General features: G+C 60.8%; 9 protein-coding genes. 2 read left to right on the forward strand and 7 right to left on the reverse strand.

The window, feature by feature from the left end:
* Position 1: 1 nt before the first annotated feature.
* The 5 genes from KDL09_RS10455 to KDL09_RS10475 are packed head-to-tail and all read right to left on the reverse strand — an operon-like array spanning position 2 to position 5833.
* Positions 2-1321: a hypothetical protein gene (locus KDL09_RS10455; RefSeq protein ID WP_294384541.1), complete on the reverse strand. Its 1320-nt coding sequence runs from the start codon at positions 1319-1321 to the stop codon at positions 2-4.
* Positions 1322-2152, reverse strand: a complete 831-nt coding sequence (locus KDL09_RS10460) for an ABC transporter permease (RefSeq protein ID WP_294384544.1) — start codon at positions 2150-2152, stop codon at positions 1322-1324.
* Positions 2149-3186 carry a dTDP-glucose 4,6-dehydratase gene (rfbB, locus tag KDL09_RS10465; protein WP_294384546.1) on the reverse strand — a complete coding sequence of 346 codons (1038 nt, stop codon included), beginning with the start codon at positions 3184-3186 and terminating at the stop codon, positions 2149-2151. The genes KDL09_RS10460 and rfbB overlap by 4 nt, the downstream gene beginning before the upstream one ends.
* Entirely contained in the window at positions 3183-4070 is an 888-nt protein-coding gene (rfbA, locus tag KDL09_RS10470) for a glucose-1-phosphate thymidylyltransferase RfbA (RefSeq protein WP_294384548.1), read from the reverse strand. The genes rfbB and rfbA overlap by 4 nt, the downstream gene beginning before the upstream one ends.
* Positions 4067-5833 (reverse strand): carbamoyltransferase C-terminal domain-containing protein, encoded by a 1767-nt coding sequence (locus KDL09_RS10475; RefSeq protein ID WP_294384550.1) that lies wholly within the window; start codon positions 5831-5833, stop codon positions 4067-4069. Before KDL09_RS10475 ends, rfbA begins: the two co-directional genes overlap by 4 nt.
* A 287-nt stretch (positions 5834-6120) precedes the next feature.
* Here KDL09_RS10475 and KDL09_RS10480 point away from each other — a divergent pair, with 287 nt between their 5' ends.
* Both KDL09_RS10480 and KDL09_RS10485 read left to right on the forward strand, forming a co-directional pair.
* Positions 6121-7791 carry an SUMF1/EgtB/PvdO family nonheme iron enzyme gene (locus KDL09_RS10480; RefSeq protein ID WP_294384553.1) on the forward strand — a complete coding sequence of 557 codons (1671 nt, stop codon included), beginning with the start codon at positions 6121-6123 and terminating at the stop codon, positions 7789-7791.
* Positions 7792-7807: 16 nt separating this feature from the next.
* Positions 7808-9580 carry a hypothetical protein gene (locus tag KDL09_RS10485; RefSeq protein WP_294384555.1) on the forward strand — a complete coding sequence of 591 codons (1773 nt, stop codon included), beginning with the start codon at positions 7808-7810 and terminating at the stop codon, positions 9578-9580.
* Between the two features lie 31 nt (positions 9581-9611).
* On the opposite strand, the gene KDL09_RS10490 is transcribed toward KDL09_RS10485, so the two are convergent.
* Together KDL09_RS10490 and KDL09_RS10495 are read right to left on the reverse strand one after the other, a co-directional pair.
* Complete coding sequence (locus KDL09_RS10490; RefSeq protein WP_294384558.1) at positions 9612-9992, reverse strand: Rid family detoxifying hydrolase; 381 nt, start codon at positions 9990-9992, stop codon at positions 9612-9614.
* A 96-nt stretch (positions 9993-10088) separates the two neighbouring features.
* Positions 10089-11612: VWA domain-containing protein (locus KDL09_RS10495; RefSeq protein ID WP_294384560.1), on the reverse strand; the 1524-nt coding region annotated here is incomplete at its 5' end.

Genomic DNA, 11612 nt, shown 5'->3' on the forward strand with positions numbered 1-11612 from the left:
ATCAGGATTCGGTCTCAGCCGCCTCATTCCATTTTCCAAATCCGCGCCAGATCACCAGGCAGGCCAGCAGCAGGATGGGAAGCAGGACGAACAGATTGAACTCAAGCACTCCCGAAACGGTAGTGAGATCAAAGAGGAACACTCCGGCAACCTGTGCGGCGATGCCCGCAGGGACGACCAGCGCGGAGGATTTGATCCAGCCACGCGCCATGACGAGCCCCCAAGTGATGCCGCAAAGACCGGTCACCGCAGGCACCAAGGCCGCCAGACGCAGTTCCATGCTGAGATGCGCGTACTGCGGCCCCAGCAGCCACAGCAGCGGCCCGGGCAGCAGTGTGACCAGCAGCAAGATGCCGCCGGAAAAGAGAACAAACAAACCGCCGGTGAGCAGCAACTGCCGCCTGAGTTTGTCGCGTTCACGACAGCGGGCAAAGGCCGGTGTCGCAACCTGAACCACCGGAGCGGTGGCCAGCGAGAAAAGCACGCCCAAGCGGCTCAGCGCGCCGACATCAGCCACCTGCGTGGATGAGCCATGCAGGCTGATCAGCCAGGTGCTGACCTGCCCCTGCAAACCATAGTAAAGCGTGAAGGCCATCGAACCGGCCACGATGCCGCGAATGCGTGCGTCGAACTCATGGGACGAGCCCACGTCATCATCAAGAAGCTGTGAGGCCTCGCGCCGGACAAGCGCATACAGCAACACTCCCGCCAGCACTGGTGCGGCCAAAACAGCGAGAAAGGCGCCCACCGGCCCGGATGCCAAGGTTCCTCCCAACAGCCACAGGCAGAGAACGACACTCACGACCGTGAGCACCAGACGGACAAACGCGGAGATGAGCTCCGCCATCACCTGCGGGCGCAGCTTTGAATGAAGACGGTTGACGTGGCTGAGCAAAATCCCCGCCGCAGCCGGCCAGGCAAACACGGTCAAAAGGAATGCCGCGCCGATCAGGCCCCAAAGCGGCGCATGAAGACGGTGCAGCAGCACCAGCATCCACGGCACCACCATCAAGACCGCCGCCGCAGTCGTCCAGCGCTGCCAGTTCCGGACCACGGAAACGACGGACGAGAAGCGTCTGCGGTCCTCCCACAACGGCCCGCCAACAGCCTGCAAGGCGGCTGACAATCCTGAATCAGAGAACAGCGTCACCATGATCATCATCGAACTCGCCACCGTGAACCAGGCGTAGGCCGATTCACGCGGCAGAAACCTCACCGCCAGCAGCCCCGCCGTCGCATTGCACAACTGCACAATCCCCTGGGCACCGACCACTCCGCCGAGGCGTAATCCCCACCGTCGCAGCCATGAAAATCCCGGCATTCAGATGACATCCGCAAAGGTCTTTTCCGTGCGACGGAAGTACCACACGCCCAGAACAAGCAGCAGCACGCTCAAGCCAGTGGAGAGGGCAAAACTGGGCCAGTGGATGTCCGTCGTGCCACAGATGGCCCAGCGGAATCCGTCGATGATGCCCACCATCGGATTTAGTGCGACGATCACACGCCCCGTGTCGCCAAAACGCTCCTGAATGGCGGTGGTGCTGTAAAACACGGGCGAAATGAAAAGACCAAACTGAACGACAAAGGGAATGATGTAGCGAAAGTCACGGTATTTGACGTTCAGGGCCGTGAACAGCAAACCCGGCCCCATGGCGGCGACGAATCCCAGCAGAATGAACAGAGGAAGAGTGAGCAGGCGCCAGGAGGGCATCACGCCATACCACAGCATCAGCCCGCCGAGAATCACCAGCGAGATGGCAAAATCAACAAACGCCACCACCACCGCGCTCGCGGGCAGGATCATGCGCGGGAAGTAGATCTTGGAGATCAGATTCGCATTGCCCACCAGGCTGTTCGCCGACTCACTCAAGGCGCTGCTGAAGAAATACCACGGCAGCGTGCCTGCACACACGAGCACCGCATACGGCACGCCGTCGGAGGGCAGTTGGGCGAGTCCGCCAAAGATGCCCGCGCCGATCAGAATGGTGAGCAGCGGCCGAATGACCGCCCAGGCGACGCCGATGGCGGTCTGCTTGTAGCGCACCAGAATGTCGCGCCATGCCAGAAAGCCAAACAACTCGCGGAAACGCCAGAGATCACGCCAGTAGTGCGCCTCACTGCGTCCTGCCTCGATGACAAGCTTTTCCATCATATTGTTTGTGTGCCTGACACAGACCGGACCCAGGTCTGATGGGTGAGATACCAGGTAACGGTCTCGCGGAGACCGTCGTTCAAATCATGCATCGGCGTCCAGCCGAGTTCGCACCCGGTCTTGCCGGCATCGATGGCATAGCGGCGGTCGTGACCAGGGCGGTCAGGGACAAAGGTGATGAGGTCGCGTGAATGGCCGCCGAGTTCGGGCTCCAGTTGATCAACAAAATCACAGATCCTCTGCACAAGGTCGAGGTTCGCGAGCTCGCTGCAGCCGCCGATGTTGTAGGTCTGGCCAATGTTACCAGTGGTGAGCACGGTCCACAGGGCCTCACAATGATCGCCAACGTAGAGCCAGTCGCGCACGTTCAGACCGTCGCCGTAAACAGGAATCGGTTTGCGATCGAGAATGCTCTGGATGACGACAGGGATGAGCTTCTCCGGGTGCTGGCGCGGCCCGTAGTTGTTCGAACAGTTCGTGATGATCGCGGGCAGACCGTAGGTGTGGTGACAGCTGCGCACGAGCATGTCCGCCGCAGCCTTGCTGGCGGAGTAGGGCGAGTTCGGCGCGTAGGGCGAGGATTCCGTGAATGCGGGATCGTCGGGACCAAGGGAGCCGTAAACTTCGTCGGTACTGACATGGAGAAACCTGTTTTCGGATCGCTGCTCTCGCTTCGCGGTTGGCCAGTGAGCGCGGCAGGCTTCGAGGAGATGAAAGGTTCCGTTGATGTTGGTGGTGATGAAATCGGCGGGCGCGGCGATGCTGCGATCAACATGCGATTCGGCGGCGAGGTGCATGACGTGGGTGATGTCATACTGGCGAACGACGCGAAGGACTTCGTCACGATCCCGCAGATCGACTTTTTCAAACACGTAGCTCGTGTGGACGTCATGAATGCCTTCGAGGTTTTCGAGATGCCCGGCATAGGTGAGGCAGTCGAGATTGACGAGTTTCTCAACTTCGGGCTCGCCGATGACGCGGCGGATGAGATTCGAGCCGATGAATCCGGCGCCACCAGTGACGAGTAGATTCATGCACTCTTCAAGCCAACGCGTTTCACCTCGGCGGCGAGTTCAGCGAGGTAGTCGCGATACTCGCAAGCGGGCATGCCGGAGACGAGGGCCTCGAACTGATCGAGAGTGAGGAACCCACGATAGAGAGCGGCTTCCTCCGGGCAGCCGAGTTTCATGCCCTGACGTTTTTCGATCGTCTGCACGTAGGCGGAGGCTTCGTGCAGACTGCTGCTGGTGCCGGCATCGAGCCAGGCAGTTCCCCGGCTGAGACGCTGCACCTGAAGCGTACCGCGACGGAGGTATTCTTTGTTCACGTCGGTGATTTCGAGTTCGCCTCGCTGTGATGGCTGCAGACCGCGGGCGATGGCGACCACGTCGTTGTCGTAGAGATAGACTCCGGGCACGGCGTAGTTGCTGCGCGGCTGCTCGGGCTTTTCCTCCAGGGAGACAGCATTGCCTTTGGCATCGAATTCGATCACGCCGTAGCGCTCGGGATCATTGACGTGATAGGCGAAGATGACGGCGCCTGATTTGAATCCGGCAATGGCACGCGGGAAGGCGTCGCCGCCGAAGAAGAGGTTGTCGCCGAGGATGAGCGTCACAGGGTCGGCACCGATGAAACTTTCGGCGATGATCAAAGCCTGCGCGATGCCGCCGGGATCCGGTTGCTTGCGATACTCAATCGAGATGCCCCACTGCGAGCCGTCGCCAAGCAGCTGCTCAAAACGCGGCAGGTCCTGTGGCGTAGAAATGAGGCAGAACTCGCGAATGCCCGAGGCGATGAGCACCGTGAGAGGGTAATACACCATCGGCTTGTCATAGACCGGCTGGAGTTGCTTTGAAGCAACCTGCGTCAGCGGATACAGACGCGAGCCCGCGCCGCCTGCCAGGATGATGCCTTTCATGATCGTGTAATCATCCAGTCGTTGAGCACGAGCACGTCCATCTTTGTTCGCAGGAAGCAGTCGAGAGCTTCCTGAGGTTTGCAGACGACGGGTTCGTTTTCGTTGAAGCTGGTGTTGAGCACCATTGGCACGCCGGTGATGTCGCGATAGGCGCTGATGAGGCGATGGTAACGCGGGTTGGTCTCCTTGTGAACGGTCTGCAGGCGGCCAGAACCATCGACGTGGGTGGTGGCGGGAATCTGCGGACGCTTCTCTTCTCGCACCTGGAAGACTTCCATCATGAAGGGCACGTCGTCGTCCTGCTCGAACCACTCACTGACACACTCGCGCAAAATGCTGGGCGCGAAGGGGCGGAAGGATTCGCGGCGCTTGATCTTCAGATTGAGGATGTCCTTCATGTCGGCGCGGCGCGGGTCGCCGAGGATGCTGCGGTTGCCCAGCGCGCGCGGGCCCCATTCCATGCGTCCCTGAAACCAGCCGATGACTTTGCCTTCGGTGATTGCAGTGGCGGTGGATTTACAAAGCTCGCCTTCATCATCAAAACGGCGCACGGCGCAGCCTTCGGCCTGAATATCAGCCGAGCGAGAATCGAGCAACGCTTTGATCTCGTCGTCGGTGGACTGCGGACCGACGTAGGCGTGGGACATGACGAACCGTTCCTTGTTCTTGGTTCCTAGTTCTTGGTTTTCCAGCTGGCGTGCGACGACGAACGCGGAACCGATGGCGCCGCCGGCGTCACCAGCGGAGGCGGGAAGGTACATGCGCTTGAAGGGCGAGTTGAGATAGACCTTGCCGTTGGCGACGGAGTTCATGGCGCAGCCACCGGAGAGCGCGAGGTCGTCGCACTTGTAACGTGCGTGCAGGCTTTGCAGCATGGCGAAGAAGGTCTCCTCATACATGGCCTGCGCACTGCGTGCGATGTCGCGATGCTTCTGCTCCAGCGCGGCGCCTTTCTCACGCTGCGGACCGAAGAGCGCCTCCATGGGTTCCTTGCGGTAGAGCGTGCCGACTTCCGGGCAGCAGTCGTCCCAAGTGTAGTGCACGTCGTCGCTGTGGTGACGGAAGTAATCGAGGTTCAGCTTGAACGTGCCGTCCGGCTGCACCTGCACGAGTTGACGCATCTCCTTGAGATACTTCGGCTCGCCATACGGAGCGAGGCCCATCACTTTGTATTCATCGCCGTAATACGGAAAACCGATGAACTGGGTGACGACGGTGTAGAAGATGCCGAGCGAGTGCGGGAAATAGACACGGCCGTCGATCTGGATGTCGCTCCCCTTCCCCATGCCCCAGGCGGAGCTGGCGAAGTCGCCAAAGCCATCCACCGAGAGACACACGGCCTGATCGAAGTCGGAAACCAGAAAGGCTGAGGCGAGATGCGCCAGATGATGCTCCACCTGATGCGTTTGCGCCCGCAGGTTTTCACTCGGAAAGGCCGCACGAACGGAGTCCTCGAAGGAGCCGGCACGTTTGATGTTGGCGAGACGCTTGAAGATGAGACCGAGGCTGGGGCGCTTGCGCAGGACGTAGAGTGCGCGGCGGAGGTTGTTGACCTTTGGATTGCGATTGATGGCGATGTGATCGACATCGCCGAGCGTCAGTCCGGCGTCGGCTAGACACCATTTCATCGCCTCGGTGGGCAGGCCGGACCAGTGCTTGATGCGGCGGAAACGCTCCTCCTCGGCGGCGGCGATCAGTTGACCATCTTTGACCAGGGCGGCGGCGGAGTCGCCATGCCAGGCGTTGAGTCCGAGGACGATCATGAAGCCCTAAAAAGGATCCAGGCAAGCTGCCGCCAATGGTCGCACAGGCGGCGGCCAACAGGTGCTGCCGGGGTTGGAACGGCATTTTTCAAAAAAGGGTGGTGACTGTACCATGTTGGTAACCAGCGCAAAGAATAAAGTTCAATGCTCTGTTAACAGTTTGACACCATGCTTTGCTGGTGGCCGGGGCAAGCCTGCGCCACGATGATGCGACCTCCTGTTTTCTGTCGTTTTTTTGGATGAACGTGGCCTGCTTTCCATCTACCAACACACCTATGCGATCCTTCATGCCTGTCCTCTCCGCTTTGCCTCTTCTATGGGCGGCATGCGTCTCCGTTTACGGGCAAGACGGCGCCGCCCCCGAGGGAACTGTTCCGACTGACAGCAGGGTCAGCAGCTTGGGAACTCGGTTCGTCGGTGTTCCTGGCACCACCGTGTTGTTTGCCATCTGGGAAACACGGCTCTCGGAGTGGAACGAGTTTCTGCGCCAAAAAAAGCATCCGTGGACCTACCAACCGCACTTCAAGCAGACGCCGGAACATCCCGTCGTCGGGGTCAATCTCCAGGATGCGGTGGCCTTCTGCAACTGGCTCACCGAATCCGAACGCGAGAAAAGATTGATCGACGGCTCCCAGTCATACCGTCTGCCCACTCCCGAGGAATGGGATTCGGCCGTGGGTCTCGCACGTGGACGAAAAAAGCTCAGCCTGAGTGCCGAGGATCGGCTGTTGGATGATCGAGTCTACCCTTGGGGCCAGGACTGGCCGCCTGCCTCGAAGACCGCAAATCTGGCCGACGCGGAGATCCCCAATTACAGCGACGGCTATGCCTACACCGCTCCGGTGGGCAGTTTCCCTCCGTCAAAGGAAGGCATTTATGACCTGTCGGGAAACGTCTGGGAGTGGACTCAGCCGATGGAGATCCGAGCCCAGCCGACCGGAATTCTGCGAGGCGGCTCGTGGGCCTACTTCCGTCCGGAGTGCCTGGCCTCCTCCTATCAGTATGTGGTGCCCGTCGATCTGCGCGCTCCCACCACCGGTTTCCGCTGTGTATTTGAAGACAAGCGCCGCACCGCCAGCCTGCTGGCCGCCTCCGATGCCGAGAAGAAGCAGGCGGTGGAAGAACGCATGAAGGAAATGGCAGCGAGCCGCAAGGTGGATGCAAACGCCGTCGAAGCCCTGCGCAAGAAAATGCAGGGCAAGGGGGGCGATGACACCCTGCCCGACCCCACCACTCTAAGACCGGCTGCGGCAGACGGGAGCACCTTCGTCAACGCGTTGGGCATGCGTTTTGTCCCGCTGCAGGAAAAGGGCGCCATTCTCGTCTGCGCCACTGAAACCAGCGTGCGTGACGTGGAAACCTGGATGAACGACACAGGACGAAGCTGGAGCCAGAAACCTTCATTCCTGCTCGGCAACAACCACCCGGCCGCAGGCATCTCCTGGGAAGACGCCACCGCCTTCTGCGCCTGGCTGACCGAGCGCGACCGCGCCAGCAAGCTCATTCCCACGACCGCCAGCTACCGCCTGCCGCGTGATCTGGAGTGGAGCCTTGCAGCCGGATTGAAAGATGAAAAGGGTGCGGACCCAGCCGAGCGAAATCTCGGTGACAAGACCCATTACCCTTGGACTCCCAAGCCGGATGACTGGAAGCCAACAATGCTCGCGGCGAATCTCGACGCCACCAAGATCCCCGGCACCTCAGACAGCTATTCCTACACCGCTCCAGTGGACAGTTCGAGAACGAATGCCCTCGGCCTCTACGAGATGGGCGGCAACGTCTCCGAGTGGTGCGAGGACGCATGGCCCAGTGCCCCTGAAGAGCGCGTCATCCGAGGCGGCAGCTGGCTCAGCTATGACAAAGATGCTCTGCTGACTTCTGCGCGCGCGCATGCGCTGAAAAACGCCGCACGTGCTGATCTGGGTTTCCGTTGTGTTTTGGATCTGGGTGCTCCATGATCCCCGGCGGATCGCCATGAAGACTCCTCCAGCCAACGGCACGACTCCCGAGAGCACCGGAGGCCAATCCCCCCACGGGCACCGAGAGCTTCCGGTGATGTCTCTTACCTTCGCCGCCATGATGGTTTTTGGCGTGCTCTGCTGGCTTGCTTTTCCCCCTGTTTCCAAGCTCACCCGGAAGTGGCTGGGCCGGCGGCATCTGCCGGAATTTAGGCAGCAGCTCAACGAGCGAAACTGGCAGGGTGCGGCGGTCGCGATACAGGATGCCAAGCACTGGGCTCCGAATGACCCGCAGGTTCTGCGTGCTGGTTTGGAATGGGTCGCGGCGATGGGAAGCGACCCCCGCAGCACCATTACTCTTATCCGACAGTTGCAGGAAACCGGTGCCGCCACTCCGGCCGATCTTGCTTTGTCTGGCATCATGCATGCCCGGCTCGGTGAAGTCTCCAAGGCCCGGGAGATCCACGAACAACTTCCGCCTGAAGCGCGTGAGACAACCTTAGGCCTCGAACTGCTAGCCAACCTGCTCCGCGCCGACGGACATCAGGAACAGTCCGACAAGGTTCTGCGCGAGGCTCTGCTCAAGCGACCGGACGATGAGGGCAGCCTGCGACGCCTCGCCGCCATGGATCTCGAAAGCAATGTACCTTCGCGCCGCAGCGCCATGAGCAAGAAGCTCTGGCAGGTGTCGGCGGCCGGCACGCCATTGTCGCTCACCGCAGTTGAGCTGCTATCCCACGCCAGCGACCTCACTGTGCCACAAGCAGCCGAACTGCAGAAAATAGTCGACACGTCCACCGGCACCGCCGACAGACGGGAGCTTGCCAGACTTTATGTGGTCTCCGCCCGGATGCGGCTCAGCCCACAGCTACGCAGTGACCTGATCGACCAGGAGCTCACGCACTGGCAGGATCGAGCTCCGGCACAAACCAAACCGCTCGTCGAATGGCTCGCCAATGAGCAGGAATACGCACGCATACTGCGCATGGTCCCCTTCGAAACCGCTTCACGCCACCCCTCCCTGCTCCCCTCGTATGTGGAGGCACTTCGTGGAACGGGCCGCTGGCAGGAACTCCACATGCTCGTCACCTCAGGCGGTGTCAAAGCCGTGCACCCAAGGCAGAAACTCCTCCTCTGGCAGGCTGAAGCCGAAAGTCATCTGGACTCCGATCCCGCCCGTGCGCGTCAGACGCTCGTCCGCATCTTTGAGGAGGCCGGACGTGGCACGGACCTCGCCACCACCCTCCAGGCCGGTAGTCTCGCCGAACAACTCAACCAGTGGGATCTGGCGCAGAAGTGCTACCAGGCGGTCGCTGACAAGCATCGGCAAACGCAGGACGCCATGCTTCCCAAAATCTTCCAACTTGCCTCTTACCAGCACGATGGTCCCGCCATGCTGGAGGCGTGCTCAAGCATGGTGGCGCTGAAACCCGATAACATCCCGTTTCTCAGCCAAAAGCTCTATCTTCAGTTGCTGCTCGGGATCGAATTCGAGACAGCCCATCGTCAACTCGAAGAACTCTCCCAAAACGCCAACCTCGCCCAAGGGGATCACCTCCAACTCCTGCGCGCCCTCGCCGCTTACCGACAGGGAGAAGCAGACCTGATCCGCCAACCGCTTGATCGCATCGCAAAGCCGGACTCTTTAACGGCAGGCGAACGCGCCGTGTATGCCGCACTGCTGAAACACACAGGCGGGGATGAGGCACGGGTGTTCCAGATCGCCGAACGCATCTCACCATCATTACTGCTGCCAGAGGAAAAAGTGTTCCTCCAGCGTGCCTTGTGAGTAGTGCCGGACAAACAAGACCGTCAGACCATCACGGCAGCGCGACGATCACCTCGATCTCGATCAGAGCGCCGAGCGGCAAGCCCGCCACCGCAACGGTGGAGCGCGCCGGCTTGTGGCCTTCAAACGCAGCTTCGTAAAGCGGATTGATCTTCGGGAAATCGGCCATGCTTTGCAGGAAGACGGTCGCCTTGATCACATCGCTCATCTTGAGCCCCTGCGACGTGAGCATAGCACGGATGTTGGCCAGCACCTGCGTCGCCTGACCTTCCACATCCGTCGCCACAATCTTGCCCGCTGCAGGGTCGATCGGAATCTGGCCGGAGCAGAAGAGCAAACCGCCCTGCTTCACCGCCTGCGAATAAGGTCCGACCGCCGCCGGCACGTTGGATGCGTTGTTGATGAGTTCCATTTGGCTCACATAGCGCGATGGCTCATCAGCGCAAGCCGGGAGGGCAAGGCTCCCGCCTTGCCCAATTCGGCAAACCAGGGGGTTTGCCCTCCAGACTCACGGCCTCGTCTCCTTCAAGCCCCGCGCCTTGTCGATGAGTTGCAGGAACTCACCGCGATAACCCAGCTTGTCCGCGCCTTTGCCATCAATGGCGAGACGGCGCACGGTTTCCCAGCTCAACGTGCCTTGGTAGGCGGAGTCACGCAGCAGCAGACCAAAGCCGGCCACGGCGGCGCTGAATTTGTACTCGTCACTGCTCGCGGTGAGCGTCTTGCCATCGTCCTTCACCGGCATCTCGATGAGTTTGCTCAGATCACCGTCCGGTTCCTTGTAGCGCAGCTTCACGGTCATCGTCTCGCCACTCTTCGCCGCTTCGGCCAGGCGTTCGGGTGCGATCGCTGGCGCTTGATACTTCAAGCTGTCCACCGCAGGCCGTGGTTCGGCGCCGGGCGGGAGATTGGCAGGCACCACTTCATAAAGCGCCACGACGCTGTGCCCGGCACCGATCTCGCCCGCGTCCTTGGTGTCGTCGTTGAAGTCCTCCTTCGCGAGCATGCGGTTTTCATAACCGATGAGGCGGTAGCTGCGCACGGCGGCCGGATTAAACTCGACCTGGATTTTGACATCCTTCGCGATCGTCACCAGCGTGCCACTCATCTGCTCAACGAGCACCTTGCGTGCCTCGCTGAGGCTGTCGATGTAGGCGTAGTTGCCGTTGCCCTTGTCGGCCAGCGTTTCCATCGTGCGATCCTTCAGGTTGCCCGTGCCGAATCCGAGCACGCTGAGAAAGACACCGCTCTTTGCCTTCCTCGTGACGAGTTTCTCCAGTTCATCGGGCGAACTGGCGCCGACATTGAAGTCACCGTCCGTGCACAGGATCACGCGGTTCACGCCTTCCTTGATGAACCCGGCCACGGCCTGCTCGTAGGCGAGCTGGATGCCCGCGCTGCCATGCGTGCTGCCGCCGGCTTTTAACTTGTCGATCGCGGCGAGGATCTCGCTTTTGTTCTCGCCATTCGTCGGTGGCAAAACGAGTCCGCTGCTGCCGGCATAGACGACCATCGTCACTTTGTCCCCTTCCCCGAGCTGTTCCGTGAGCATGCGCAGTGACTGCTGCACCAGCGGCAGCTTGTTCGGCTGGTTCATCGAGCCCGAGACATCGACGAGGAAGACGAGGTTGCTGTTCTTGCGCTCGTCGCCGAGTTCGCGGCCCTTGATGGCGATGCGCGCCAGGCGATGCGCCGGCTGCCACGGGCAGGGCGCCATCTCCACCCGCACCGCAAAGGGTTCCTTCGCATCGTGCACCGGACCTTCCTCCGCCGTGGGGAAGTAATTCACCAGTTCCTCAATCCGCACCGCGTCCGGCGGAGGAATCGTGTTCTGATTCAGGAAGCGCCGAACGTTCGCATACGCCGCCGTATCGACATCGATCGAGAAGGTCGAAAGCGGTTCCCGCGCCACGTCCTTGAGCTCGTTTTCGAGGATGCGGGTGTAGGACTCGGTCTCGCTGCGAGCATCCTTCAACGGACGAAAGCCCGTGATCCGCTCCTGTTCTTGCAATTCACCCAGCTCCTTCCGAAC

The organism is Prosthecobacter sp., from assembly GCF_020439865.1.
GTDB lineage: Bacteria > Verrucomicrobiota > Verrucomicrobiia > Verrucomicrobiales > Verrucomicrobiaceae > Prosthecobacter.

Coding starts and splice junctions, on each gene's coding strand:
- rfbB (WP_294384546.1), bottom strand. CDS start 3,186: ATGAATCTACTCGTCACTGGTGGCGCCGGATTCATCGGCTCGAATCTC.
- KDL09_RS10460 (WP_294384544.1), bottom strand. CDS start 2,152: ATGATGGAAAAGCTTGTCATCGAGGCAGGACGCAGTGAGGCGCACTAC.
- KDL09_RS10455 (WP_294384541.1), bottom strand. CDS start 1,321: ATGCCGGGATTTTCATGGCTGCGACGGTGGGGATTACGCCTCGGCGGA.
- KDL09_RS10485 (WP_294384555.1), top strand. CDS start 7,808: ATGAAGACTCCTCCAGCCAACGGCACGACTCCCGAGAGCACCGGAGGC.
- rfbA (WP_294384548.1), bottom strand. CDS start 4,070: ATGAAAGGCATCATCCTGGCAGGCGGCGCGGGCTCGCGTCTGTATCCG.
- KDL09_RS10490 (WP_294384558.1), bottom strand. CDS start 9,992: ATGGAACTCATCAACAACGCATCCAACGTGCCGGCGGCGGTCGGACCT.
- KDL09_RS10480 (WP_294384553.1), top strand. CDS start 6,121: ATGCCTGTCCTCTCCGCTTTGCCTCTTCTATGGGCGGCATGCGTCTCC.
- KDL09_RS10475 (WP_294384550.1), bottom strand. CDS start 5,833: ATGATCGTCCTCGGACTCAACGCCTGGCATGGCGACTCCGCCGCCGCC.